The organism is Pseudomonas sp. TE3895 (genome assembly GCF_056278855.1).
This window is the reverse complement of the sequence record NZ_JBWBQE010000001.1, coordinates 1,188,080-1,211,913: the sequence shown is the minus strand read 5'-3', so window position 1 is coordinate 1,211,913 and position 23,834 is coordinate 1,188,080. Positions and strand designations below refer to the sequence as shown.

25 protein-coding genes and 2 tRNA genes are annotated in these 23,834 nt (G+C 61.1%); 18 read left to right on the top strand and 9 right to left on the bottom strand.

Annotation, left to right across the window (positions count from 1 at the left end):
* Nucleotides 1–21: 21 nt before the first annotated feature.
* The 3 genes from ACZ889_RS05360 (at nucleotide 22) to choV (ending at nucleotide 3,074) form a co-directional block, all read left to right on the top strand.
* Nucleotides 22–969 carry a choline ABC transporter substrate-binding protein gene (locus tag ACZ889_RS05360; RefSeq protein WP_180688979.1) on the top strand — a complete coding sequence of 316 codons (948 nt, stop codon included), beginning with the start codon at nucleotides 22–24 and terminating at the stop codon, nucleotides 967–969.
* 81 nt (nucleotides 970–1,050) lie between these two features.
* Nucleotides 1,051–1,899, top strand: a complete 849-nt coding sequence (choW, locus tag ACZ889_RS05355; RefSeq protein ID WP_172830946.1) for a choline ABC transporter permease subunit — start codon at nucleotides 1,051–1,053, stop codon at nucleotides 1,897–1,899.
* Nucleotides 1,896–3,074 carry a choline ABC transporter ATP-binding protein gene (gene choV / locus ACZ889_RS05350; protein WP_003255727.1) on the top strand — a complete coding sequence of 393 codons (1,179 nt, stop codon included), beginning with the start codon at nucleotides 1,896–1,898 and terminating at the stop codon, nucleotides 3,072–3,074. The genes choW and choV overlap by 4 nt, the downstream gene beginning before the upstream one ends.
* A gap of 175 nt (nucleotides 3,075–3,249) precedes the next feature.
* Here the strand turns inward: choV and hisF are convergent, their stop codons facing one another.
* From hisF to ACZ889_RS05320, 6 genes are all read right to left on the bottom strand, one after another.
* Nucleotides 3,250–4,020, bottom strand: coding sequence for an imidazole glycerol phosphate synthase subunit HisF (gene hisF, locus ACZ889_RS05345; RefSeq protein ID WP_003255729.1), 771 nt, complete (start codon nucleotides 4,018–4,020; stop codon nucleotides 3,250–3,252).
* Between the two features lie 10 nt (nucleotides 4,021–4,030).
* Complete coding sequence (gene hisA, locus ACZ889_RS05340; RefSeq protein ID WP_003255731.1) at nucleotides 4,031–4,768, bottom strand: 1-(5-phosphoribosyl)-5-[(5-phosphoribosylamino)methylideneamino]imidazole-4-carboxamide isomerase; 738 nt, start codon at nucleotides 4,766–4,768, stop codon at nucleotides 4,031–4,033.
* Between the two features lie 27 nt (nucleotides 4,769–4,795).
* Nucleotides 4,796–5,056, bottom strand: a complete 261-nt coding sequence (locus tag ACZ889_RS05335) for a DUF2164 domain-containing protein (RefSeq protein WP_003255734.1) — start codon at nucleotides 5,054–5,056, stop codon at nucleotides 4,796–4,798.
* Nucleotides 5,057–5,695, bottom strand: coding sequence for an imidazole glycerol phosphate synthase subunit HisH (gene hisH / locus ACZ889_RS05330; RefSeq protein WP_003255735.1), 639 nt, complete (start codon nucleotides 5,693–5,695; stop codon nucleotides 5,057–5,059). It lies immediately after the preceding gene.
* Nucleotides 5,696–6,289 carry an imidazoleglycerol-phosphate dehydratase HisB gene (hisB, locus tag ACZ889_RS05325; RefSeq protein WP_003255736.1) on the bottom strand — a complete coding sequence of 198 codons (594 nt, stop codon included), beginning with the start codon at nucleotides 6,287–6,289 and terminating at the stop codon, nucleotides 5,696–5,698.
* A 186-nt stretch (nucleotides 6,290–6,475) separates the two neighbouring features.
* On the bottom strand, nucleotides 6,476–8,137 hold the full coding sequence (locus ACZ889_RS05320) for an OFA family MFS transporter (RefSeq protein ID WP_476257221.1): 1,662 nt from the start codon (nucleotides 8,135–8,137) through the stop codon (nucleotides 6,476–6,478).
* Nucleotides 8,138–8,405: 268 nt separating this feature from the next.
* Here ACZ889_RS05320 and ACZ889_RS05315 point away from each other — a divergent pair, with 268 nt between their 5' ends.
* The 4 genes from ACZ889_RS05315 to ACZ889_RS05300 all read left to right on the top strand — a co-directional run bounded on the left by ACZ889_RS05315 (nucleotide 8,406) and on the right by ACZ889_RS05300 (nucleotide 12,157).
* Nucleotides 8,406–10,658 carry an AsmA family protein gene (locus tag ACZ889_RS05315; protein WP_476257220.1) on the top strand — a complete coding sequence of 751 codons (2,253 nt, stop codon included), beginning with the start codon at nucleotides 8,406–8,408 and terminating at the stop codon, nucleotides 10,656–10,658.
* Entirely contained in the window at nucleotides 10,655–11,722 is a 1,068-nt protein-coding gene (gene mutY, locus ACZ889_RS05310; protein WP_003255741.1) for an A/G-specific adenine glycosylase, read from the top strand. Before ACZ889_RS05315 ends, mutY begins: the two co-directional genes overlap by 4 nt.
* Nucleotides 11,719–11,991 (top strand): oxidative damage protection protein, encoded by a 273-nt coding sequence (locus tag ACZ889_RS05305; RefSeq protein ID WP_003255742.1) that lies wholly within the window; start codon nucleotides 11,719–11,721, stop codon nucleotides 11,989–11,991. The genes mutY and ACZ889_RS05305 overlap by 4 nt, the downstream gene beginning before the upstream one ends.
* A 90-nt stretch (nucleotides 11,992–12,081) precedes the next feature.
* Nucleotides 12,082–12,157: transfer RNA gene (locus ACZ889_RS05300), tRNA-Phe, on the top strand.
* Nucleotides 12,158–12,345: 188 nt separating this feature from the next.
* Here ACZ889_RS05300 and ACZ889_RS05295 read toward each other — a convergent pair.
* A complete protein-coding gene (locus ACZ889_RS05295) occupies nucleotides 12,346–12,573 on the bottom strand; it encodes a hypothetical protein (RefSeq protein ID WP_003255743.1) in 228 nt (75 codons plus the stop codon).
* A 239-nt stretch (nucleotides 12,574–12,812) separates the two neighbouring features.
* On the opposite strand from ACZ889_RS05295, the gene ACZ889_RS05290 reads away from it, so the two are divergent.
* The gene (locus ACZ889_RS05290) at nucleotides 12,813–13,250 is read left to right on the top strand and encodes a hypothetical protein (protein ID WP_003255744.1); all 438 of its coding nucleotides are present in this window, start codon (nucleotides 12,813–12,815) and stop codon (nucleotides 13,248–13,250) included.
* A 249-nt stretch (nucleotides 13,251–13,499) separates the two neighbouring features.
* Here the strand turns inward: ACZ889_RS05290 and gabP are convergent, their stop codons facing one another.
* Nucleotides 13,500–14,885: a GABA permease gene (gene gabP / locus ACZ889_RS05285; RefSeq protein ID WP_180688981.1), complete on the bottom strand. Its 1,386-nt coding sequence runs from the start codon at nucleotides 14,883–14,885 to the stop codon at nucleotides 13,500–13,502.
* Nucleotides 14,886–15,516: 631 nt separating this feature from the next.
* Between gabP and ACZ889_RS05280 the strand changes: the two genes are divergently transcribed.
* From ACZ889_RS05280 to ACZ889_RS05260, 5 genes are all read left to right on the top strand, one after another.
* Nucleotides 15,517–16,290 (top strand): ABC transporter ATP-binding protein, encoded by a 774-nt coding sequence (locus ACZ889_RS05280; protein WP_003255746.1) that lies wholly within the window; start codon nucleotides 15,517–15,519, stop codon nucleotides 16,288–16,290.
* 11 nt (nucleotides 16,291–16,301) lie between these two features.
* On the top strand, nucleotides 16,302–17,054 hold the full coding sequence (locus tag ACZ889_RS05275) for an ABC transporter substrate-binding protein (RefSeq protein ID WP_054888459.1): 753 nt from the start codon (nucleotides 16,302–16,304) through the stop codon (nucleotides 17,052–17,054).
* Nucleotides 17,055–17,108: 54 nt separating this feature from the next.
* Nucleotides 17,109–17,801 (top strand): ABC transporter permease, encoded by a 693-nt coding sequence (locus ACZ889_RS05270; RefSeq protein ID WP_003255749.1) that lies wholly within the window; start codon nucleotides 17,109–17,111, stop codon nucleotides 17,799–17,801.
* Entirely contained in the window at nucleotides 17,801–18,490 is a 690-nt protein-coding gene (locus ACZ889_RS05265) for an ABC transporter permease (protein ID WP_019439073.1), read from the top strand. The genes ACZ889_RS05270 and ACZ889_RS05265 overlap by 1 nt, the downstream gene beginning before the upstream one ends.
* A 111-nt stretch (nucleotides 18,491–18,601) precedes the next feature.
* Nucleotides 18,602–19,807, top strand: a complete 1,206-nt coding sequence (locus ACZ889_RS05260) for an adenovirus L4-33K/L4-22K family protein (protein ID WP_476257219.1) — start codon at nucleotides 18,602–18,604, stop codon at nucleotides 19,805–19,807.
* A gap of 354 nt (nucleotides 19,808–20,161) precedes the next feature.
* Here the strand turns inward: ACZ889_RS05260 and ACZ889_RS05255 are convergent, their stop codons facing one another.
* The gene (locus ACZ889_RS05255; RefSeq protein WP_019439071.1) at nucleotides 20,162–20,437 is read right to left on the bottom strand and encodes a DUF3077 domain-containing protein; all 276 of its coding nucleotides are present in this window, start codon (nucleotides 20,435–20,437) and stop codon (nucleotides 20,162–20,164) included.
* A gap of 519 nt (nucleotides 20,438–20,956) precedes the next feature.
* Here ACZ889_RS05255 and ACZ889_RS05250 point away from each other — a divergent pair.
* From ACZ889_RS05250 to tnpC, 5 genes are all read left to right on the top strand, one after another.
* The gene (locus tag ACZ889_RS05250) at nucleotides 20,957–21,205 is read left to right on the top strand and encodes a hypothetical protein (protein WP_135198937.1); all 249 of its coding nucleotides are present in this window, start codon (nucleotides 20,957–20,959) and stop codon (nucleotides 21,203–21,205) included.
* A 98-nt stretch (nucleotides 21,206–21,303) separates the two neighbouring features.
* Nucleotides 21,304–21,379, top strand: a tRNA-Thr gene (locus tag ACZ889_RS05245).
* A gap of 189 nt (nucleotides 21,380–21,568) precedes the next feature.
* Nucleotides 21,569–21,889: an IS66-like element accessory protein TnpA gene (gene tnpA, locus ACZ889_RS05240; protein WP_144180134.1), complete on the top strand. Its 321-nt coding sequence runs from the start codon at nucleotides 21,569–21,571 to the stop codon at nucleotides 21,887–21,889.
* A complete protein-coding gene (gene tnpB, locus ACZ889_RS05235) occupies nucleotides 21,886–22,221 on the top strand; it encodes an IS66 family insertion sequence element accessory protein TnpB (RefSeq protein WP_014861582.1) in 336 nt (111 codons plus the stop codon). Before tnpA ends, tnpB begins: the two co-directional genes overlap by 4 nt.
* A gap of 63 nt (nucleotides 22,222–22,284) precedes the next feature.
* Complete coding sequence (gene tnpC / locus ACZ889_RS05230; RefSeq protein ID WP_014861581.1) at nucleotides 22,285–23,820, top strand: IS66 family transposase; 1,536 nt, start codon at nucleotides 22,285–22,287, stop codon at nucleotides 23,818–23,820.
* Nucleotides 23,821–23,834: the final 14 nt, after the last annotated feature.

The following is a 23,834-nucleotide window of genomic DNA, read 5'->3' as shown; positions in this document are numbered from 1 at the left end:
CAATATCTCAGGAGTCCATCCATGAAAGGTTCACCCTCGCTGTTACTGGTTGCGTTGCTGTCCGCGCCATTGCTGGCCCAAGCAGCCGAACCCGAGCAATGTCAGACTGTACGCTTCTCCGATGTCGGCTGGACCGACATCACAGTCACGACCGCGACCACCAGCGTTGTGCTCGAAGCCCTGGGTTACAAGACCCACACCACCATGATCTCGGTACCGGTGACCTACAAGTCGCTGGCCACCGGCAAGGACCTGGACGTGTTTCTCGGCAACTGGATGCCGACCATGGAGAACGACATCAAGCAGTACCGCGACGCCGGCACGGTAGAAACCGTGCGCGCCAACCTGGAGAACGCCAAGTACACCCTGGCAGTCCCCCAGGCGCTGTACGACAAGGGCCTGAAGGATTTCAGCGACATTCCCAAGTTCAAGAAGGAACTGGACGGCAAGATCTACGGCATCGAACCGGGTAACGACGGTAACCGCACCATCCAGAGCATGATCGACAAGAACGCCTTTGGCTTGAAGGACGCAGGTTTCAAGATCGTCCAGTCCAGCGAGGCGGGCATGCTGTCGCAAGTTGACCGCGCGCAGAAACGCGGCGAGGCAATGGTGTTTCTGGGCTGGGAGCCACACCCGATGAACACCCGCTTCAAGATGCAGTACCTGACCGGCGGGGACGACTTCTTCGGCCCCGACTTCGGCAAGGCGACCGTGCTGACAAACACCCGCAAAGGATACACGCAGGAATGCAGCAACGTTGGCCAACTGCTTAAGAACCTGTCGTTCGAGCTCAAGGATGAAAGCACCATGATGGGCTATGTCCTGGACGACAAGATGAAACCCGAGGCCGCCGCCAAGAAATGGATCAAGGACAACCCAGGCAAGCTGGATGCCTGGCTGGCCGGCGTTACCACCGTTGATGGCAAGCCTGGCCTGGAGGCGGTCAAGGCCAAGCTTACGCAATAACGAACTACGCAGTAGCGCTACCTCGGGGCAGGACCGTGCCTGCCCCGGGTTGATTTCAATCTATGCAGGTGGAAGCTCGCTATCATGCTTATCGATCAGAAAATACCTCTGGGCCAGTACATCGCGTCGTTCGTCGAATGGCTGACCCAGAACGGCGCGAATTACTTCGACGCCATCGCGCAAGGCCTGGAGTTCATGATCCATGGCGTCACCAGCGCCCTGACTTTCTTCAACCCGTTCGTACTTATCGCCCTGTTCGCCGCCCTGGCGCACTTCATCCAGCGCAAGTGGGCCCTGACCGCATTTGTCGCCCTGTCGTTCCTGCTGATCCTCAACCTGGGATACTGGCAGGAAACCATGGAAACCCTGGCGCAGGTCACCTTCGCCACGGTGGTATGTGTGGTGATCGGCGTGCCACTGGGCATCCTCGCCGCGCACAAGCCGATGTTCTATACCGCCATGCGCCCGGTGCTCGACCTGATGCAGACGGTGCCCACCTTCGTCTACCTGATCCCTACCCTGACCCTGTTCGGCCTGGGCGTGGTGCCGGGGCTGATCTCCACCGTGGTGTTCGCCATTGCCGCGCCCATTCGCCTGACCTACCTGGGCATCTGCGACGTGCCGCAAGAGTTGATGGACGCCGGCAAGGCCTTTGGCTGCTCGCGTCGTCAACTGCTTACCCGTATCGAACTGCCGCACGCGATGCCAAGCATCGCCGCCGGTGTCACTCAATGCATCATGCTGTCGCTGTCGATGGTGGTGATTGCCGCTCTGGTTGGCGCTGACGGCCTGGGCAAACCTGTGGTCAACGCACTGAACACCGCCGATATCTCCCTGGGCTTCGAAGCGGGCCTGGCGATCGTGCTGCTGGCAATCATGCTCGACCGTATCTGCAAGCAACCGGAACTGCCGGTAAGGGGTGAGGCATGAGCATCATTCGTTTCGAAGACGTCGACGTCATCTTCTCCAACAAGCCGCGCGAGGCACTGGCGCTGCTGGACCAAGGCCAGACCCGCGAGCAGATCCTCAAGCAGACCGGCCTGGTGGTGGGTGTCGAAAAGGCCAACCTCGATATCAACAAAGGCGAGATCTGCGTACTGATGGGCTTGTCTGGCTCGGGCAAGTCGAGCCTGCTGCGCTGCATCAACGGCCTCAACACCGTCAGCCGTGGCAAGTTGTTCGTCGAGCACGAAGGCAAGCACATCGACATTGCCAACTGCTCCGCGGCCGAGCTGAAGATGATGCGCACCAAGCGCATTGCCATGGTGTTCCAGAAGTTTGCCCTGATGCCTTGGCTGACGGTGCGCGAGAACATCAGCTTTGGCCTGGAAATGCAGGGTCGCCCGGAAAAGGAACGGCGCAAGCTGGTCGACGAGAAGCTTGAGCTGGTGGGCCTGACCCAGTGGCGCAACAAGAAGCCGGATGAGCTGTCTGGCGGCATGCAGCAGCGCGTGGGCCTGGCCCGGGCGCTGGCGATGGATGCCGACATCTTGCTGATGGACGAACCGTTCTCGGCACTGGATCCACTGATCCGCCAGGGCCTGCAAGATGAGCTGCTTGGCCTACAGGCCAAGTTGAGCAAAACCATCGTGTTCGTCAGCCACGACCTGGACGAGGCGCTGAAACTGGGTACCCGGATCGCGATCATGAAGGACGGGCGGATCATCCAGTACAGCAAGCCGGAGGAGATCGTGCTGAACCCGGCCGACGAATACGTGCGCACTTTCGTCGCCCATACCAACCCGCTGAACGTGCTGTGCGGGCGCAGCCTGATGCGCAGCCTGGACAATTGCAAACGGGTCAATGGCTCGGTGTGCCTGGACCCAGGTATCGATTCGTGGCTGGACCTTGGCGAAGGCGGCGCGCTCAAGCGTGCACGCCAGGGCCAGAACGGGCTGGATATGCAGAGATGGGCACCGGGGCAAGATGTGGAGCTGCTGGAGCGCAGGCCGACCGTGGTGCACGCTGACATCGGCATGCGTGAGGCACTGCAGATTCGTTATCAAACCGGCAACAAGCTGGTGCTGCAGGATAACGACAGGGTGGTGGGGATACTCGGGGATACCGAGCTTTACCACGCGCTGCTCGGCAAGAACCACGGGTGAGGCCTTTGGGGCCGCTTCGCGGCCCTTTCGCGGGCACGCCCGCTCCCACAGGTTTGTGGACTGCCCCCAAGAAGTTGGACACCAATCCAACTCTTGGGGGCAGTCCAGGTTTGCTGAGATCTCTGTGGGAGCGGGCGTGCCCGCGAAGGGCTGCAAAGCAGCCCCGATCAATGGATCAGCGAACGACGATCCCGCGCGAAGCCATGTAAGCCTTGGCTTCAGGCACTGTGTACTCGCCAAAGTGGAAGATGCTGGCCGCCAGCACCGCGCTGGCATGCCCTTCCAGAATGCCGTCAGCCAAGTGCTGCAGGTTACCCACACCCCCCGAGGCAATCACCGGAATCCCCAGCGCATCACTGATAGCGCGGGTAACGCCCAGGTCGAAGCCGTTCTTCATGCCGTCCTGGTCCATGCTGGTCAGCAAGATCTCGCCAGCGCCCAGGCCTTCCATCTTCTTCGCCCACTCGACTGCATCCAGCCCGGTCGGCTTGCGCCCGCCGTGAGTGAAAATCTCCCAGCGCGGCGCTTCACCTGGCCCGGACACCTTCTTGGCATCGATGGCGACAACGATGCACTGCGAACCGAAACGGTCCGCCGCCTCACCGACAAACTCTGGGTTGAACACCGCGGCGGTGTTGATCGAGACCTTGTCGGCACCGGCGTTGAGCAGGTTGCGGATGTCCTGCACGGTCCGCACGCCACCCCCTACCGTCAGCGGGATGAACACCTGGCTGGCCATGCGCTCGACGGTATGCAGCGTGGTGTCGCGCCCATCGACGCTGGCGGTGATGTCGAGAAAGGTGATTTCGTCGGCACCTTGCTCGTCGTAGCGACGGGCGATTTCCACCGGGTCGCCGGCATCACGGATGTTCTCGAACTTGACGCCCTTGACCACCCGGCCGTTGTCCACGTCCAGGCAAGGGATAATGCGCTTGGCCAGTGCCATGGTTCAGTCCTCAGCCTTGGTAGTTGTCACAGAAGGCCTGGGCCTCAGCGACATCCAGGGTGCCTTCGTAGATGGCACGGCCGGTGATGGCGCCGATGATGCCCGGGGCCTTGGCGTCCAGCAGCGCCTTGATGTCGCCCAGGTTGTGAATGCCGCCCGAGGCGATCACCGGGATACGGGTGGCTTCAGCCAGTGCCTTGGTGAAGGGCACGTTGCAGCCCTGCATCATGCCGTCCTTTGCGATGTCGGTGTAGACGATTGCCGAGACGCCATCGGCCTCGAAACGCTTGGCCAGGTCGATGACCTGCACCGAGCTCACTTCGGCCCAACCGTCGGTGGCGACGAAACCGTCCTTGGCGTCCAGGCCGACGATGACCTTGCCCGGGAAGGCTTTGCACGCTTCAGCGACGAACTCGGGCTGCTTGACGGCCTTGGTGCCGATGATCACGTAGCTGACGCCAGCCTTGACGTAGTGTTCGATGGTTTCCAGCGAACGGATACCGCCGCCGATCTGGATCGGCAGGTTCGGGTAGCGCTTGGCGATGGCGGTAACCACTTCACCATTGACCGGCTGGCCTTCGAAGGCGCCGTTGAGGTCGACCAGGTGCAGGCGGCGGCAGCCACCCTCGACCCACTTGGCGGCCATGCTCACCGGGTCGTCGGAAAATACCGTAGAGTCTTCCATGCGGCCCTGGCGCAGGCGCACGCAAGCACCGTCCTTCAGATCGATAGCGGGGATAATCAGCATCTTGGGAACCTGTCTATTTGTTGGGTTTCAGGGCTTCTCGAGTGCCCACAGGTCGCTTTCGATGCTCTCGAACCGCTCCTTGAGGTGCAGCTGAACATCGGCAATCGCCCTGTTGTAGTAATGGGGTGCAATCTCTTTGCTGAACAGCTCGAGGACCTCGGCCACCTCGAACGACCCCAACTGCAGCTCGAAGCGGTCTTCGAGAAAACGCTTCAAGGTATCGAGCGCTTCGCGCTCCTGCTCGGGGGCCAGGGTGATGGTCGGGGCCTTGGTCTTCGACCTGCTCATTTACCAGCGCCCGTCCCAGGCGATGAAGTTCTGCAGCAGCTGCAGGCCATGGGTATGGCTCTTCTCCGGGTGGAACTGCACGGCAAAACGCGAACCGTCGGCCAGCGCTGCGGCGAAGTCGACGCCATAGTGACCGCGTCCCACCACTTGGCCAGGCTTGCCGGCATTGATGTAGTAGCTGTGCACGAAGTAGAAACGTGCGCGGTCAGGGATGTCGTGCCACAGCGGGTGGTCGATGGTCTGGCTGACTTCGTTCCAGCCCATGTGCGGCACCTTCAGGTGCTCGCCCTCTTCTTGCAGGTCTTTGCCGAAAAAGCGCACCTGGCCAGGGAACAGGCCAATGCAGTCGACGCCGTTGTTTTCCTCACTGTGCTCGAGCAGCGCCTGCATTCCGACGCAGATGCCGAGGAACGGGCGGTCCTGGCTGACTTCGCGCACCAGGCTGTCGAAGCCCAGGCGGCGGATTTCGGCCATGCAGTCGCGAATCGCGCCCACGCCCGGGAACACCACACGGTCGGCCTCGCGGATCACTGAGGCATCGCTGGTCACCAGCACTTTACCGGCACCTACGTGCTCAAGCGCCTTGGCCACCGAGTGCAGGTTACCCATGCCATAGTCGATTACGGCTACCGTTTGCATTTACAGGCACCCTTTGGTGGAAGGCATCTGCCCGGCCATACGCTCGTCGAGGGTGATGGCCATGCGCAGGGCACGGCCGAAAGCCTTGAATACGGTTTCGATCTGGTGGTGGGTGTTGTGGCCACGCAGGTTGTCGATGTGCAGGGTTACCAGGGCGTGGTTGACGAAGCCCTGGAAAAACTCCTGAAACAGGTCGACATCGAAACCGCCAACGCTTGCACGGGTATACGGCACGTGCATCTGCAGGCCTGGGCGGCCAGAGAAGTCGATGACCACGCGTGACAGCGCTTCGTCCAGCGGCACGTAGGCGTGGCCGTAGCGGAAGATACCTTTCTTGTCACCGATAGCTTGGGCGAATGCCATGCCCAGGGTGATGCCGACGTCTTCGACGGTATGGTGATCGTCGATATGCGTGTCACCCTTGCACTCGATATCCAGATCAATCAGCCCATGGCGGGCGATCTGGTCCAGCATGTGTTCAAGGAAAGGCACACCGATATCGAATCGGGCCTTGCCACTGCCATCGAGGTTGATCGAGCACTTGACCTGGGTTTCCAGGGTATTGCGCTCGACGGAAGCCTTACGTTCGACCATCACCAGCTCCGCAAAATCATTGGGCGAAAAGGGTTTCATTATAGGCCCAGAACGCGCCAGCTTGAAACGCGGATGACATATGGCAAAGCCAGGTTTTACGCGGGCTGGATGCTGCTACAGGTCTATACAACCACAGCAGCCCGCTCCTGCAGCGGCGAAAGGGGCGCAACACGCGCCCCCCCCTGATCAATGGAACAGCACAGCGGTCTTTTGCAAGGTCACCCAGACACCCCAGGCCAACGGCACAACCACCACCGCCCAGGCCAGCAGCACCAGTGGCAGGCTGCCTGGCGCCGCCTTCCACTCCAGCGACCGCGCCCCATCGGCGCCCTTGTCATGGCTCAACGCGCGCTCGGCCGCCAGTTCGGCATCACTCATGAAGTGCTTGTCGGCCACCGGGCGCACCAGCATGTTGCAGATAAAGCCCAGCACCAGCAGACCCGCGAGAATGTACAAGGTCATGTCATAAGCCGCCGCCCGCTCCACGCCTGCTGCCAGTTGATACTCGCGCAGGTAGGTGATCAGCACCGGCCCCAGCACCCCCGCTGCCGCCCAGGCGGTCAGCAGGCGGCCATGGATGGCACCCACCATCTGCGTACCAAACAGGTCGGCCAGGTAGGCCGGCACCGTTGCAAAACCACCGCCATACATCGACAGAATGATGCAGAACGCTGCCACGAAAAGCGCCACGTTGCCCAGGTGCCCCATGTTCGGCACCAGGCTGTACAAGCCCACGCCCAAGGCGAAGAAGGCAAAGTAGGTGTTCTTGCGGCCGATGTAGTCGGAGAACGATGCCCAGAAGAACCGGCCGCCAATGTTGAACAGGCTCAGCAGGCCGGTAAAGCCGGCGGCGATCGCGGCAATCTGCGCCAACTGCGCAGTGCTCAGCTGGCTGAAGGTCAGTTCGTTGCCCAGTAATTTACCGGCGAACACTTCCTGAAGCAGCGGTGACGCCATGCCCAAAATGCCGATGCCCGCCGACACGTTCAGGCACAGCACCAGCCAGATCAGCGCAAACTGCGGGGTCTTCCAGGCCACACTGACGTGCACGTGGCGGTCGGTGACCATGGCGTTACTGGCATTTTTGAACGGCGCAGCCCAGCCTTCAGGCTTCCAGCCGGTCGGTGGTACGCGATACGCCAGGGCGCCAGCGGTCATGAACACAAAGTAGATCGCCGCCATGGCGACAAAGCTCTGCCATACGCCAACTTCGTGCTCATTGCCAAAATGCCCCATAAGCGCGGTGGCCAGCGGCGCCCCGACCATGGCCCCGCCGCCGAAGCCCATGATCGCCATACCGGTGGCCATGCCGCGTTTGTCCGGGAACCACTTGATCAAGGTCGACACGGGTGAGATGTAGCCCAGGCCCAGGCCGATACCGCCAATCACGCCGGAGCCAAGCCACATCAGCCACAATTGATGGGTTTTCACACCTATCGCCGAAAGCAGCATGCCACCGCACCAGCACAAGGCCGACACCAGGCCAGCCTTGCGCGGGCCGGCGTGCTCCAGCCAGCCGCCCAGCACCGCCGCCGAGCAACCGAGGAAGACGAAGAACAGGGTGTAGATCCAGCTCAGCATCGAGATTGGCCAGTCGCATTCGGCGCTGAACATCCGGGCCATGAAGCCCATGTCTGCCGCACAGGCGACGGGGGCGGTGATCCCCAGGGCTTGCGACAAGGGCAGCCAGAATACCGAGAAGCCGTAGGCCATACCGATGCACAGGTGAATGGCCAAGGCAGCTGGCGGGACCAGCCAGCGGTTGAAGCCCGGGCGGGCGATTATGCGTTCCTTCGACAGGAAGCCTGGCTCACTGGCCGAGCTTCCCGTCGCGACGGTACTGGTCATGAATCTGATCCTTGTTATAGGGAGGGTGCTCGCGAAGCGGCGCAAGGGTAGCAGCATCAAGCAGCATGAAAGCAATCTGCCATCGTCCATTTTTGCCTAACTGAATCGGTCATGTCCCCGGCAAAAGCTCAGTATTAAGCTGTCGAAAGCCGTACCCTCTGATGCAGGCGTAGGAATTTTCTACATCTCTAGTCGTACAAGCAGGGGTAACCGCTACAGCGTTATACTCTGCCGCCTGAACTCACTAACGGACTAAAAGGACTCGCCCATGAAAGCGTTCGGCAAAATCCTGGGGCTGGGGCTTCTCGGGTTACTGCTGATCATCGTGGCGCTGGGCTTCGCCCTGACCCACCTCTTTGATCCCAACAACTACAAAGACGAGATTCGCCAGCTGGCACGCGACAAGGCTCACGTCGAACTGACCCTCAACGGTGACATCGGCTGGAGCCTGTTCCCGTGGCTGGGTCTGGAGCTGCATGAAGCCAGCATCGCTACCTTGAACAAACCCAAGGAACCGTTCGCCGACCTGCAGATGCTTGGCCTTTCAGTCCGTGTGCTGCCGCTGCTGCGCCGCGAAGTGCAAATGAGCGACGTACGTGTCGAGGGCCTGAACCTGACCCTGGCGCGTGACGAACAGGGCCATGGCAACTGGGAGGACATCGGCAAGCCGCTGCCCGCGCAGAATGGCGCAGGCACCGATGCACCCGCACAGGCACAGGCACCTGCCGAGCAGACGCCTGCGACCACCGACAGCAACGACCGCGCCATCAAGCTGGACATCGACAGCCTGACCGTGAACAACGCCCGCGTGCAGTACACCGATGCCAAGACCGGCCAAAACTACAGCGCCGAAAGCATCCAGCTGAGCACCGGCCCGGTCCATGAAGGCGCAAACATCCCGCTCAAGGCCAGCGCCTTCATCAGCGCCAGCCAGCCGAGCATCAAGGCCCGTACCGAGCTGGCCGGCGAATTGCGCTTCGACCGCAAGCTCAAGCGCTACAACTTCGAAGACATGCGCCTGTCGGGCGAGACCTCGGGTGAGCCTACCGGCGGCAAGACCGTGACCTTCGCCGCCCAGGGCCAACTGCTGGTCGACCTGGCCGCCAATGTCGCCTCGTGGAACGGCCTGAAAGTTTCGGCCAACCAACTGCGCGCCCTCGGTGAGCTGAACCTGCGTGATCTGGACAAGGCACCCCAGCTGAGCGGCGGCCTGTCCATCGCCCAGTTCAACCTGCGCGCCTTCCTTGAAAGCATTGGCCACCCGCTGCCGGCCACCAACGACCCGGCCGCCTTCGCCAAGCTGGAGCTGGTGACTCGCCTGCAGGGCACGCCCAGCAGCCTGGCCCTGGAAGACCTGGCGGTGAAGCTGGACGACAGCACCTTCAGCGGCCGCGTGGCCGTCGAAGATTTCGCCAAACAAGCCCTGCGCCTGCAACTTAAGGGCGACACCTTCGACGCCGACCGCTACCTGCCGGCCAAGAGCGAAGAAGCCAAGGGCGCCACCGCTGCGCGCCAGGCCGAGGTCAAGCAACAAGAGGCCAGCGCCGTAGCCGGTGCCGGCACCACACCACTGCCCAACGCCCCAACGCAAGTGGCATGGAGCGACGACAAGCTGCTGCCGGTCGACCGTCTGCGCGCCCTCGACCTGCAGGCCGACCTGGCCTTCGGCTCGTTGACCCTGGATAAGCTGCCGATCGAGAGCGCCCAGCTCAAGGCCGTTGGCCAAGGCGGCCTGCTGACCCTGCAAACCCTGCGCGGAGAGCTGTACAACGGCACCTTCGAAGCCAAGGGCACGGTCGACGTGCGCCCTGCCGTGCCACAGCTGGGTGTGAACACCAATATCCAGCGGGTGCCGGTGGAACACTTCATCAAGACCGAAGGCAAGGAACAGACGCCGCCGGTCAAGGGCCTGCTGACCCTGACCAGTGATCTGACAGCCACCGGTAACAGCCAGAAAGCACTGGTCGACACCCTGAACGGCAGCGCAAACTTCGCCATCAACGATGGCGTGCTGGTCAATGCCAACCTGGAACAGCAGCTGTGCCAGGCCATCGCCACGCTCAATCGCAAGACGCTGAGCAGCGAACCACGCGGCAAGGACACCCCGTTCCAGGAACTGCGCGGCAGCCTGGTGGTACGCAATGGCGTCGCCAGCAACCCGGACCTCAAGGCGCGCATCCCGGGCCTGACCGTCAATGGCCATGGTGACCTCGACCTGCGCGTGCTAGGCATGGACTACAACATCGGCATAGTCGTCGAAGGCGACCAGCGTGCCATGCCGGACCCGGCCTGCCAGGTCAACGAACGTTATGTGGGTGTTGAAGTACCCCTGCGCTGCCGTGGTCCGCTGGAACTCGGCGCAAAGGCCTGCCGCCTGGACCAGAACGGCCTGGGCAAGGTTGCCGCCAAGCTGGCCGGCAACCGCCTGAAAGACAAGATCGATGAAAAACTTGACGAAAAACTTGGAGACAAAGTGAGCCCGGAACTCAAAGACGCGCTCAAGGGGCTGTTCAACCGATGAGCCCCGAGCAGTTCTCCAGCGCAGTGCTGGACTGGTATGACGAGCACGGCCGGCACGACCTGCCCTGGCAACAGGGCATCACGCCGTACCGGGTGTGGGTGTCGGAAATCATGTTGCAGCAGACCCAGGTCAGCACCGTACTCAACTACTTCGACCGCTTCATGCAGGCCCTGCCAACCGTGCAAGCCCTGGCCGAGGCACCGGAGGACGAAGTGCTGCACCTGTGGACGGGCCTGGGTTACTACACCCGCGCACGTAACCTGCAAAAGGCCGCCAAGGTCGTCGTCGAGCAACATGGCGGCGAATTCCCGCGCAGCGTCGAGCAGCTTACCGAGCTGCCCGGCATTGGCCGCTCCACTGCCGGCGCCATCGCCAGCATCAGCATGGGCATCCGCGCACCGATCCTCGACGGCAACGTCAAGCGCGTGCTGGCACGCTACACCGCCCAGGCCGGCTACCCCGGCGAACCCAAGGTTGCCAACCAGCTATGGGCCACTGCCGAGCGCTTTACCCCGCAACAACGCGCCAACCACTACACCCAGGCGATGATGGACATGGGCGCCACGCTGTGCACGCGCAGCAAGCCCAGTTGCCTGATCTGCCCGTTGCAGCGCGGCTGCGAAGCGCACCTGCACGGCGAAGAAACCCGCTACCCCGAGCCCAAACCGCGTAAGGCGCTGCCGCAACGGCGCACACTGATGCCACTGCTGGCCAACCACGAAGGCGCCATCCTGCTTTACCGCCGCCCTTCCAGCGGCCTGTGGGGTGGTTTGTGGAGCCTCCCGGAGCTGGACGACATCGCCCAGCTCGACGACCTGGCCTACCAGCACGGCCTGCGCCTGGCTGGCCGCCACGCCATGGACGGCCTGACCCACACCTTCAGCCACTTCCAGCTGGCGATTGAGCCCTGGCTCGTGCGCGTCGACCCGGTCGGCGAGCACGTGGTCGAGGCCGACTGGCTCTGGTATAACCTCGCCACCCCGCCGCGCCTGGGCCTCGCCGCCCCGGTGAAAAAGCTGCTTGAACGCGCGACCGACGAACTGATTGCAGGAGACGCCCGATGACCCGCACCGTGATGTGCCGCAAATACCAAGAAGAACTGCCAGGCCTGGAACGCCCGCCCTATCCCGGTGCCAAGGGCCAGGACATCTTCGAACACATCTCGCAGAAAGCCTGGGCCGACTGGCAGAAGCACCAGACCATGCTGATCAACGAGAAGCGCCTGAACATGATGAACGCCGAGGACCGCAAATTCCTCCAGGCTGAGATGGACAAGTTTTTCGCCGGCGAAGAATACGCCCAGGCCGAAGGCTACGTTCCACCGGCCGAATGACCCCAAAAATCGTAAGCGACGGAATTAATTTAAAATTTTTTCAAAAAGTCGTTGACGAGCGGTCCGGAAATCTATTTAATTCACCTCGTCGCCCAGATAGCTCAGTCGGTAGAGCAGAGGATTGAAAATCCTCGTGTCGGCGGTTCGACTCCGTCTCTGGGCACCACCTTCAAGCTTCTGGTGGTTGCAAAGTTACCCGAAGCGACAACAAGAAACCCGCCTAGTGCGGGTTTTTTGTTGCCTGTGATTTTTAACTTCATGCGGCTTCGAAGAACACCAGATTTCACAACGCAACCTGAAGGCTCGCCATGCAATCGAGAAACCCGCAGCCATAAGCAGACTGCGGGCCAAACCTTACTCGTCCGACATGGAACGAAGATGATTGAATGCGTCCTCGGTCATGTGCCCCATGTAGGAGATGCTGTGCAACTGAAGGTGGCCGTGTTGCTTGCCTTTTTCGATAATGGCGGCGATGTCAGCCTTTGTAATCCTTTGCTCGTCGCAATCGGCGAAACCGGTTGGATAGTAAACCCTGCCATCGTCCGTGTAGCCGTACAGGGTGACCAGATAAAAGTGCTTCATGACTCCTCCTTTGTAGCGCAAACGTGCGCATCACTCACAGACGCCGAATTGGCGCAGTGACAGGCTGCCAGCCAGCATGGCTGGCAACAGGAGAGAAGCTACGCAGGGCCCACGGTTCGCATAATCTGGATATGTATCCCACAGACATCTCAAGCTGCAGCGCCCAGGCGCACGGCTTGGGTTTATCGGGCAATTGCGCTTCAATACGCGCACTTTCAGACACACCCAAGGATTTCCCCATGGCCACCCCTACCAAGCAACAGAAACGCGCCAAGCGCGCCGCCAGCAAGGCCAAGCAGAACCGCATGGTACGCAGCGGCCAAGCGGTCAAGGCCAGCGCCGGCGACAGCGCCAGCGTCGAGCAGGTGTACAACAAGGCCATGGAGTCGGGCAGCTACGACGCGATGTTCAACAAGATGAAGGAAGCCCAGGAAGGCGGCCTGGTGCCAATGATCTCGGTGTTCCTGGTGGATCCGCTGCTCGCCCTGGTGCTCAAGGGGCACAAGGAAGAACACGCCACCGACTACATCGTGCTGGTGTTCAACGCCTACCGCAAATGGCTGGACGGCGCTGACGAAGAGACCACCATGGCCTGGCTGGAGAGTGATGAGTTCCAGGACGCCTATATCGCTGCTTCCGAACTCGTGGCCAAGCAACAGCAGAAGCAGTTTGGCTGACAGGGCCATGTAACCCGTTGTGGCCTCCGCGCGGCCCCTGTAGGAGCGGGTTCACCCGCGAATACGATGGCGGCTGCGACGGTGATTAGCCAGGGAAATTGGCCAGCAGGCCCGGCCCTTTCGCGGGTAAACCCGCTCCTACGGGCCTGTGGCGAACCTGCGGGCTTGCCCACGAAAGGGCCATCACAGGCAACAAAAAAAGGCCGCACCCTTCACAGGGCGCGGCCTTCTCATTTCAGCCAGCGCGGATCAGCTGTCCAGCGCCGCCCGCCCGGCAGCCTCGCGCTTGCGGTGCACCAGCAAGCCAGCCGCCACCACACCAATACTCAGCAACGCAGTCGCAATGATCTCCGCACGGTGATCCTCACGCAGCGCCATGACCACCAGAATGACAACGATGAAGGCAATGGTCGCCCAGGTCAGGCCCGGGAACAGCCACATCTTGAAGGTGATCTTCTCGCCGCGGGCTTCACGCTGGGCGCGCATGCGCAGCTGCGACACGGCAATCACCAGGTACACCAGCAGCGCGATGGCGCCAGAGCTGGCCAGCAGGAACTCGAACACCTGGGCCGGTGCCACGAAGTTGGCGAACACGCAGAGAAACGCAGCCGCGGTGGACAGCAGTACCGCCACGTGCGGGGTCGCCGCCTTGGTGGTGCGCTGGGCGATGGCCGGAGCGTCGCCACGCTTGCTCAGCGAGAACAACATGCGCGAAGAAGTGTACAGCGCCGAGTTCAGGCAGCTGGTCACGGCAATCAGCACAACAATGTCGACGATCAGCTTGGCATTCGGCACACCAATACGGCTCAGCACGGTCTGGTAGGAGCCCGTCTCGGCCAAGGCCGGGTCGTTCCACGGCACCAGGGCCACGACCAGGAAGATCGACACCAGGTAAAACAGGCAGATACGCCAGATTACCGAGTTGGTGGCACGGCTGATCTGTTTGCCCGGGTCCTTCGACTCGGCAGCGGCGATGGTGACGATTTCGGTACCCATGAACGAGAACATGGTGGTCAGCATGGCTGCCAGCACTGCGCCCAGGCCGTTGGGCATGAAGCCCTGGGTATCGAACAGGTGGCTGGCACCGCTCACCTGGCTGCTCGGTACAAAGCCGAACAAGGCAGCACAGCCCACAGCGATGAAGCCGATGATCGCCAGCACTTTGAGCAGGGCAAACCAGAACTCGAACTCACCGTAGTTCTTCACGCTGCACAGGTTGGTAAGTGTCAGTGCCAGGGTAATGATGAGGGAGAACGCCCACAGGTCAACCGCCGGGAACCAGGCATGCAGAATGGCCGCGGCGGCGTTGGCCTCCAGCGGAATTACCAACACCCAGAACCACCAGTACAGCCAGCCAATGGTGAAACCGGCCCAGCGCCCGATGGCACGGTCGGCATACGTAGAGAACGAACCGGTGTCAGGCGAGGCGACTGCCATTTCACCCAGCATACGCATGACCAGCACGACCAGCGTACCGGCGGCAGCGTAAGCCAGCAGCACGGCAGGGCCGGCAGCTGCGATGGCGTGGCCGGAGCCTACGAACAGGCCGGCACCGATGACGCCAGCGATGGACAGCATGGTCACATGCCGTTGTTTGAGCCCCTGAGCGAGGTCATTGGAATTGTTACCGCTCATTGAAACTACCTTTGTAAGGAGTGGACCACGCCGACTGCGGGTACAGAGCGCGCCAGGGGATGACCTAGGCGTCGCTGCAATCGGCGGTTTCCAACTGGCAATAAGCGCGCCACATGCCGAATACACCCGTCAGAAAATTCTGCAGGCCTTTGAGGATGCGGCTTGGAGGGCTTTCGGCCATTGCATGACCGAAAGGGCATCAAATCATCGGATTACTGAAATACCCACTTACAAATGCACCAAAGGTGCTCCTCGGTAACACCTGTGCACCACCGCAATGCCAAAAAGTGCAACCCATAGGTACAACCTTGTGACATCAACATGGCATTCGTGGGTGAACCCGTTTGCACTGGCAAAAGGTCGGGTTTACCCCTCCAATGGGTCAAAACAGCTTCCATGAGCCGGCCAAAGCTGGCACCATCGCGCCTTTTTTCATCAAGGCTCTGGTGCTGGGCGACACCTTCGCGGACATCTGCGCGACGTTACGCTGTAGCGATGCGACAAACTGCCCCACCAGCGCCCCCAGTCCCCGGCGACCCTGTTGGCCGTCATAATGCCGCTATGCTAGCTTGGCGCACGCCAGGAAGGCCGCCAACAGCTGGGAACGCACCCGAACACATGAGGACCGCACATGGCTCAGGCCACGCCCGCGCTGGAAATCCGCAATTTGCACAAACGCTACGGCGAGCAGGAAATTCTAAAGGGCATTTCGCTGACCGCTCGCGACGGTGACGTGATCTCCATCCTGGGGTCGTCCGGCTCCGGCAAGTCCACCCTGCTGCGCTGCATCAACCTGCTCGAGAACCCGCACCAGGGCGAAATCCTGGTCGCCGGCGAAGCCCTCAAGCTCAAGGCCGCCAAGAATGGCGACCTGATCGCAGCCGACAACCGCCAGATCAATCGCCTGCGCAGCGAAATCGGCTTTGTCTTCCAGAATTTCAACCTGTGGCCGCACATGTCGATCCTCGACAACATCATCGAGGCGCCACGCCGCGTGCTCGGCCAAAGCAAGGCCGAAGCCATCGAAGCCGCCGAAGCGCTGCTGAACAAGGTCGGCATCTACGACAAACGCCACAGCTACCCCGCCCAGCTTTCCGGTGGCCAGCAACAGCGCGCCGCCATTGCCCGTACCCTGGCCATGAAGCCCAAGGTCATCCTGTTCGACGAGCCCACTTCGGCCCTCGATCCGGAAATGGTCCAGGAAGTGCTTAACGTTATCCGCGCATTGGCCGAAGAAGGCCGTACCATGCTGCTGGTAACGCACGAGATGAGCTTTGCCCGCCATGTGTCCAGTGAAGTCGTCTTCCTGCACCAGGGCCTGGTCGAAGAGCAGGGATCGCCGCAGCAGGTCTTCGAAAACCCGACCTCGGCGCGTTGCAAGCAATTCATGTCCAGCCACCGCTAACGGAGCAATACATGCACACCTACAAGAAGTTTCTCCTGGCAGCTGCTGCCACGCTGGTGATGTCGGCAAACGCCATGGCCGCAGAAAAACTGCGCATGGGCATCGAAGCCGCCTACCCACCGTTCAACAACAAGGATGCCAGCGGTAACGTGGTTGGCTTCGACAAAGACATTGGCGACGCCCTGTGCGCCAAGATGAAAGTCGAGTGCTCGGTCGTTACCTCCGACTGGGACGGCATCATCCCGGCCCTGAACGCCAAGAAGTTCGACTTCCTGGTGTCGTCGCTGTCGATCACCGACGAACGCAAGCAGGCTGTGGACTTCACCAATCCGTACTACTCCAACAAGCTGCAGTTCATCGCGCCGAAAAACGTCGACTTCAAGACCGACAAAGCGTCGCTGAAGGGCAAGGTCATCGGCACCCAGCGCGCCACTCTGGCCGGCACCTACCTTGAAGACAACTACCCGGATGTTGATATCAAACTGTACGACACCCAGGAAAACGCCTACCTGGACCTGGTGTCCGGCCGTATCGACGGCATCCTCGCCGACAAGTACGTGCAGTACGAGTGGCTGAAGAGCAAAGACGGCTCGAACTTCGAGTTCAAGGGCGAGCCGGTGATGGACAGCGACAAGATCGGTATTGCCGTGCGCAAAGGTGATACCAAGCTGCGCGACGACCTGAACAAAGCCCTGGCAGAGATCAAGGCCGACGGCACGTACAAGAAGATCAACGACAAGTACTTCCCGTTCAGTATCGAATGACCCGCCCTGACCGGCGCGCCCAAGTGGCGCGCCAGTCCCTAAAATGACCTGCCCATGAATATCGACCTGCACGGATTCGGTCCGGCCATGATGGCCGGCACCCTGATGACCGTAAAACTGGCGCTTTGCGCCTTGCTGCTGGGGCTGGTCCTGGGCCTGCTCGGCGCCCTGGCCAAGACCTCCCCGCTCAAGCCGCTGCAATGGCTTGGCGGCTTCTACTCGACCCTGGTTCGCGGCGTGCCCGAACTGCTGTGGGTACTGCTTATCTATTTCGGCACCGTCGGGCTCATGAACAGCCTCGGCGAAGCCCTGAACATGCCGGGCCTTGAGCTAAGCGCCTTCGCCGCGGGCGTGATCGCCCTGGGCCTGTGCTTTGGCGCCTACGCCACCGAAGTGTTCCGTGGCGCTATCCTGGCGATCCCCAAAGGCCACCGCGAAGCTGGCCTGGCGCTGGGCTTGTCCAAGGGCCGCATCCTCTCGCGCATCATCCTGCCGCAGATGTGGCGCATCGCCCTGCCCGGCCTTGGCAACCTGTTCATGATCCTGATGAAGGACACCGCCCTGGTATCGGTAATCGGCCTTGAAGAAATCATGCGTCATTCGCAGATCGGCGTGACCGTGACCAAAGAGCCGTTCACCTTCTACATGGTCGCAGCCTGCATCTACCTGGGCCTGACCGTGCTTGCCATGACCGGTATGCATTTCATGGAAAAACGCGCCGCTCGCGGCTTTGCGAGGGCTGAATAATGAATTGGGAAGTCATCTTCAAATGGCTGCCACGCCTGGCCGAGGGTGCGGTCCTGACCCTGGAGCTGGTGGCCATTGCCGTGGTTGCCGGGTTGATCCTGGCCATCCCGCTGGGCATCGCCCGTTCCTCGCGCCACTGGTACGTGCGCGCGGTGCCGTTCAGCTACATCTTCTTCTTCCGTGGCACGCCGCTGCTGGTGCAGTTGTTCCTGGTCTATTACGGCCTGGCGCAGTTCGATGCGGTGCGCTCCAGTTCGCTGTGGCCGTACCTGCGCGATCCGTTCTGGTGCACGGTGCTGACCATGACCCTGCACACCGCTGCGTACATTGCCGAGATCCTGCGTGGCGCGCTGCAGGCGATTCCTAAAGGTGAGATCGAAGCGGCACGGGCGCTGGGCATGTCGCGTGGCAAAGCGCTGTTCTACATCATGCTGCCACGCGCTGCGCGCATCGGCCTGCCGGCGTACAGCAACGAAGTGATCCTGATGCTCAAGGCCAGTGCCCTGGCCAGTACCGTGACCCTGCTGGAGCTGACCGGCATGGCCCGTACCATCATCGCCCGCACCTACCTGCCGGTGGAGATCTTCTTCGCCGCAGGCGTGTTCTACCTGGTGATCTCGTTCATGCTGGTGCAAGGCTTCAAGCTGCTGGAGCGCTGGTTGCGCGTGGATGCCTGCCAAGGCCGCTAACATCTCCTAGCCTTCTTCGCGGGCACGCCCGCTCCTACAACAGGCCTATGCTGAACCTTCGTAGGAGCGGGTTTACCCGCGAACAGGCCCTCAACCCCAACACACATCCCCATGCCCAGTCCCCTCCACAGCCACCACCTAAGCACCCGCTTCCAGGCCCTCGACCAGTTCCTGATCGAGCACCAACAGCTGTGGAAACCCCGCCCCTTCACCACCCTGCAACTGGCCTGGGAAACCACCCACCCAGAGCTTGCCGCCCACCTGCGCAAATGTTCACTGGCAGACGCCGAAGCCGACAGCGCCGCTGACCGCTTGCCTGCCCCATTTCCGCAACTGGCCGAGCAAGCCCGACAGCTCGCCACGCTCGGCAGCCTTGCGCAAACCAATCTACCGCCTGCCGCCCACCGCCTGGACGTCGCCGTCCCCGGCCGCAAATGGCAGCAGATCGAAGCCTTCGCCAGCCACCTAGCCTTCCGCGAGCAGCCCCGGCACTGGCTGGACTGGTGTTCTGGCAAAGGCCACCTCGGCCGTCGCCTGCTGCAACCCGGGCAACACCTGACCTGCCTGGAGTACGACGCCGACCTGGTCGCTGCCGGTCAGGCCCTGAGTGCACACCACCACTTGCAAGCACAGCACGTACATCAGGATGTGATGGCCAGCGACAGCGCTCGCCACCTGGCTGACGACAAAAGCGTGGTTGCCCTGCATGCCTGTGGCGATCTGCATGTACGCCTGATGCAACTGGCCAGCCAGCAAGGTTGCCGGCAACTGGCCGTAGCCCCCTGCTGCTACAACCGCATCGCCGCGCAGCAATACCAGGCGTTATCCACAGCCGCGCAGGCGTCGAGCCTGCAGCTGTCGCTTGACGACCTGGGCCTGCCCTTGAGCGAAACCGTCACTGCCGGCGCCCGCGTGCGGCGCCAGCGCGACACCTCGATGGCCCGGCGCCTGGGCTTCGACCTGCTGCAACGCCAGCAGCGCCAGAGCGATGAATACCTGCCGACACCTTCCCTGCCGGTGGCCTGGCTGGAGAAGCCCTTCGAGCAATACTGCCGTGACCTGGCTGAACTGAAGCAATTGCCAGTGAGCGGCAACCCGGACTGGGCAATGCTGGAAGCTGCGGGCTGGCAACGCCTGGCCGAGGTCCGGAACCTGGAACGCGTACGCAACCTGTTCCGTCGGCCACTGGAGCTGTGGCTGGTACTCGATCGCGCCCTGTTCCTCGAAGAACAAGGCTATGACGTGCGCCTGGGCCTGTTCTGCGATTACCCACTGACCCCGCGCAACCTGCTCATTCTCGCGGAACGCGACGGTTAGCCGCAGCACAACCTGTGGATAAGTCTGTGAACAAGCTTGTGATTACCTGTTGGATCCAAGCGCTATTTCAAGCGCTTGGCTTATTCCTGCTTGCGGCTACAGCCCAGTAAAAACAGGCGTTTGCGCAAAGACAAGCGGCGTAGCGATCCGGCATGCCTTTCGCTCAGGTCCCAAATGCCACTTGTGCATAAACATTTCTTGTGGTTAGCGCAAGCGGCTTTTGTGGGAGCGGCCTTGCGTCGCGAAAGGGCTGCAAAGCAGCCCCGGCGATTTCAGAGATTGTGCCGAAAACGGGGGCCGCTTTGCGGCCCTTTCGCGACGCAAGGCCGCTCCCACAAATGACCGCGTCAATGCCTAATGCGCCTTGCCCTTGGCAATCTCGATATCGTTCATCAGCGCCTTGGCCATGTCGCACAGGTAATCGGCTGCACCCAGGAATTTATGGTCGTCCTCCATATCCCCCTCGCGCACCAGGTGCTTGATGTAGCCCATCAGGATCGAGACATGCTCGTAGGCCGCGTCGACGGGGACGCCGGGCTCTACGCGTAGCAGATTGAGGGATGGGTTACCGGCTGCGAGGAAGGTTTCCACGCCTGCGGTTGTGATTGGCTCAGAAACATCTTTTTTCATGGCAAATCCTTATTCACGGAAGGAGACTGCCAAAAATCTTTCTCACGGATTTGGGGCGGCAGCCGTACGCAGGGTGAGAAACCGAGTGAATAAGGAAGCCCGGCCAGACCGAGGTCTGCCCACGTACGACCACCATGGCGGGTAACGCTTATTCAAGTCGGGTTCTCACACCCAGTCGCCAGAGCGACCCGAAAACGGTATCCGTGAGCCACTTCCCCGACAACAGCGTTACTTCGGCGGCGCGCGTAGGATACTTCCGAAGCATCCAAACCCTGAAGCTTTTGACCCCATGGTTCAGAATTCCCTTACACAGATAACCCGGCTTACCCGCCCCCTTGTAGGAGCGGGTTCACCCGCGAAGAGGCCATACCAGACAACACAAGGCTAATGCTCCACCCCCGCAACGGTGTATCATCCGCCCCCCAAATCATTAAAAAGTGACGTCGCGCGCTGCCCGCCAGCCCCGCGACCTTCTGGCGTTGCGCCAGAACCGACAATGGACCACCGGACCTGAGCATCGTGACCCGAGCCACCCCCCTCGCCCTGCTGACCTTCGCCCTGGCCCTGACCGGCTGCGCCGGCGGCACCTCGCCCCACCCCAACAGCAACCTGGGCTGGAACCACCCCGGCATGCAGCTGGGCGGCGACAAAGGCCTGCCCCTGCGCACAGAAGCCCCATGCCGCAAGCGCGGCTGCGACAACGACAAGCTGTTTTTCAACCCGGGCAAAAGCGAGCCTAGCGTCACCACCATGCACCGCGGCTGGTAGGAAAATTCTTCTTTTAGGCCGGTGACTTAGGTCTTTTGCGAACATTCGCAAGGAAGTGGTTTACAGGCGCCAAACGATCGCTATAATGACGCCCCATTGCCGGTATAGCTCAGATGGTAGAGCAACTGACTTGTAATCAGTAGGTCCCGGGTTCGATTCCTGGTGCCGGCACCATACGCAGTACCAAAAAAGGCTCACCGAAAGGTGGGCCTTTTTTGTTTTCCCCCCGCAGCCCCCAATCCCCTGCCTTACGGATGCCCTGAGTAAGCGTCCGGCGAATTCACCTTCCGAACTCCAGCTTTAAGGGCGATGGTGTCCGCGTATTTTTAAGCGGACGCAATCACCCTTATCGCCAGGATTTCCATGCGCCAACGAAGCTCTTATCCGAAACCCTTCAAAGCCCAGGTCGTTCAGGAATGCCTGCAACCTGGGGCGACCGTATCCAGTGTCGCCATCAGCCACGGCATCAACGCCAATGTCATCCGCAAATGGATGCCGCTCTATCGAGACCAGCCTGCAACAACCTCGCTGCCAGCCTTCGTCCCGTTAAAAGCCGCACCTAAACGGCCAGCCGAAGCGTCAGCGATCATCGAGTTGCCCATGGCCGGGCTAGTGATGACCGTCAAATGGCCAACCTCAGATCCCGAGGGCTGCGCGCAATTTATCCGGGCTGTCGCTCGATGATCCGCATCGATGCGATCTGGCTGGCCACCGAGCCGATGGACATGCGCGCCGGCACCGAAACGGCATTGGCCCGGGTGATTGCGGTGTTCGGTGCGGCGAAGCCGCACTGCGCTTATCTGTTCGCCAATCGCCGGGCTAACCGGATGAAAGTGCTGGTGCACGATGGCGTCGGCGTCTGGCTTGCCGCGCGTCGACTGAATCAAGGCAAGTTTCACTGGCCCAGCATTCGCCATGGTTGCGAAGTCGAACTCGACAGTGAACAACTCCAGGCGTTGGTACTAGGCCTGCCGTGGCAACGAGTCGGCGCAGGTGGTGTGATCAGCATGCTGTAATCGCCGGCCATTTGACTGGTCTGCTTGTCGTCGTCCTGCGCCTGCTCTGGCACAATCGGCAGCATGACTTTCTCGCCCAATCTCGATCAGATGACCCCGGAACAGCTTCGTGCCTTGGCGGCACAGGCGTTGCAGTTGCAGTCTCAGGTCGAGGCGATGAGCAGGAAGATCCAGAACGATGAAATCCTCATCGAACAGTTCAAGTTCGAAATCGCCCTGCTCAAACGCCACAAGTTTGCCAAGCGCAGCGAGCAAATCAGCCCGGCACAAGGCAGCTTGCTGGATGACCTGCTCGATACAGACCTTGAAGCTATCGAGGCAGAACTAAAACAGCTTCTTCCCGCTTCGTCACAGGCCGAGCCACGGCAATCACCCAAACGTGCACTATTGCCGCCGCAATTTCCGCGTACCGTGATTCGCCACGAGCCAGAAAACACTCTGTGCGCCTGTGGCTGCCAACTTCAGCGTATTGGGGAAGACGTCAGCGAGAAGCTGGATTACACGCCGGGCGTGTTTGCCGTCGAGCAACATGTGCGTGGCAAATGGGCCTGCCGTCAGTGCGAAACTCTGATTCAGGCGCCGGTGCCCGCGCAGGTCATCGACAAAGGTATTCCAACCGCAGGCCTGTTGGCCCATGTGATGGTGGCCAAGTTTTCCGATCACTTGCCGCTCTACCGACAGGAGAAAATCTTTGGCCGCGCCGGGCTGGCGATTGCTCGCTCGACTTTGGCCCAGTGGGTTGGACAGACCGGCGTGCGACTCCAGCCGCTGGTCGATGCGCTGCGTGAAGCTGTGCTGAAACAGGGTGTGATTCACGCTGACGAAACACCGGTGCAAATGCTTGCGCCGGGCGAGAAGAAAACCCACCGGGCTTACGTCTGGGCCTACAGCACTACGCCGTTTTCGGCACTCAAAGCTGTGGTTTACGATTTCAGCCCCAGTCGTGCAGGCGAACATGCGCGCAACTTCCTGGGCGACTGGAACGGCAAGTTGGTCTGCGATGACTTCGCTGGCTACAAAGCTGGTTTTGAGCAAGGCATCACTGAAATCGGCTGCATGGCCCACGCCCGTCGCAAGTTTTTCGATCTGCATGTTGCGAACAAAAGCCAGTTGGCCGAACAAGCGCTGCACTCGATCAGCGGCTTGTACGAGATCGAACGCCAGGCGCGGGACATGAGTGATGAAGATCGCTGGCGAATACGTCAGGAACTGGCGGTACCGATCAGCAAAACACTGCATGACTGGATGTTGGCCCAGCGCGACCTGGTGCCCAACGGATCAGCCACAGCTAAAGCCCTCGATTACAGCCTGAAACGCTGGGTAGCGCTGACGCGCTACCTGGACGATGGGGCTGTGCCCATCGACAACAACCAGGTGGAGAACCAGATACGGCCGTGGGCACTCGGACGCTCGAACTGGCTGTTTGCCGGGTCACTGCGCAGTGGCAAGCGGGCGGCTGCAATCATGAGCCTGATCCAGTCAGCGCGCATGAATGGGCATGATCCGTATGCCTACCTTAAAGATGTGCTGACGCGGTTGCCGACGCAACGGGCCAGTGAGATCGGGCAGCTACTGCCGCATCAGTGGGTATCGGCCTAGCTGCAACAAGGTGA

Excerpts from the sequence above, each read along its gene's own strand:
- ACZ889_RS05305 (WP_003255742.1), top strand. The coding sequence starts at position 11,719 with ATGACCCGCACCGTGATGTGCCGCAAATACCAAGAAGAACTGCCAGGC.
- ACZ889_RS05265 (WP_019439073.1), top strand. The coding sequence starts at position 17,801 with ATGAATTGGGAAGTCATCTTCAAATGGCTGCCACGCCTGGCCGAGGGT.
- ACZ889_RS05260 (WP_476257219.1), top strand. The coding sequence starts at position 18,602 with ATGCCCAGTCCCCTCCACAGCCACCACCTAAGCACCCGCTTCCAGGCC.
- mutY (WP_003255741.1), top strand. The coding sequence starts at position 10,655 with ATGAGCCCCGAGCAGTTCTCCAGCGCAGTGCTGGACTGGTATGACGAG.
- tnpC (WP_014861581.1), top strand. The coding sequence starts at position 22,285 with ATGACTTTCTCGCCCAATCTCGATCAGATGACCCCGGAACAGCTTCGT.
- ACZ889_RS05275 (WP_054888459.1), top strand. The coding sequence starts at position 16,302 with ATGCACACCTACAAGAAGTTTCTCCTGGCAGCTGCTGCCACGCTGGTG.
- ACZ889_RS05335 (WP_003255734.1), bottom strand. The coding sequence starts at position 5,056 with ATGAGCAGGTCGAAGACCAAGGCCCCGACCATCACCCTGGCCCCCGAG.
- hisA (WP_003255731.1), bottom strand. The coding sequence starts at position 4,768 with ATGCTGATTATCCCCGCTATCGATCTGAAGGACGGTGCTTGCGTGCGC.
- tnpA (WP_144180134.1), top strand. The coding sequence starts at position 21,569 with ATGCGCCAACGAAGCTCTTATCCGAAACCCTTCAAAGCCCAGGTCGTT.
- ACZ889_RS05255 (WP_019439071.1), bottom strand. The coding sequence starts at position 20,437 with ATGAAAAAAGATGTTTCTGAGCCAATCACAACCGCAGGCGTGGAAACC.
- gabP (WP_180688981.1), bottom strand. The coding sequence starts at position 14,885 with ATGAGCGGTAACAATTCCAATGACCTCGCTCAGGGGCTCAAACAACGG.
- ACZ889_RS05320 (WP_476257221.1), bottom strand. The coding sequence starts at position 8,137 with ATGACCAGTACCGTCGCGACGGGAAGCTCGGCCAGTGAGCCAGGCTTC.
- hisH (WP_003255735.1), bottom strand. The coding sequence starts at position 5,695 with ATGCAAACGGTAGCCGTAATCGACTATGGCATGGGTAACCTGCACTCG.
- ACZ889_RS05290 (WP_003255744.1), top strand. The coding sequence starts at position 12,813 with ATGGCCACCCCTACCAAGCAACAGAAACGCGCCAAGCGCGCCGCCAGC.
- choV (WP_003255727.1), top strand. The coding sequence starts at position 1,896 with ATGAGCATCATTCGTTTCGAAGACGTCGACGTCATCTTCTCCAACAAG.
- ACZ889_RS05360 (WP_180688979.1), top strand. The coding sequence starts at position 22 with ATGAAAGGTTCACCCTCGCTGTTACTGGTTGCGTTGCTGTCCGCGCCA.
- ACZ889_RS05295 (WP_003255743.1), bottom strand. The coding sequence starts at position 12,573 with ATGAAGCACTTTTATCTGGTCACCCTGTACGGCTACACGGACGATGGC.
- hisB (WP_003255736.1), bottom strand. The coding sequence starts at position 6,289 with ATGGTCGAACGTAAGGCTTCCGTCGAGCGCAATACCCTGGAAACCCAG.
- ACZ889_RS05280 (WP_003255746.1), top strand. The coding sequence starts at position 15,517 with ATGGCTCAGGCCACGCCCGCGCTGGAAATCCGCAATTTGCACAAACGC.
- tnpB (WP_014861582.1), top strand. The coding sequence starts at position 21,886 with ATGATCCGCATCGATGCGATCTGGCTGGCCACCGAGCCGATGGACATG.
- ACZ889_RS05270 (WP_003255749.1), top strand. The coding sequence starts at position 17,109 with ATGAATATCGACCTGCACGGATTCGGTCCGGCCATGATGGCCGGCACC.
- hisF (WP_003255729.1), bottom strand. The coding sequence starts at position 4,020 with ATGGCACTGGCCAAGCGCATTATCCCTTGCCTGGACGTGGACAACGGC.
- ACZ889_RS05315 (WP_476257220.1), top strand. The coding sequence starts at position 8,406 with ATGAAAGCGTTCGGCAAAATCCTGGGGCTGGGGCTTCTCGGGTTACTG.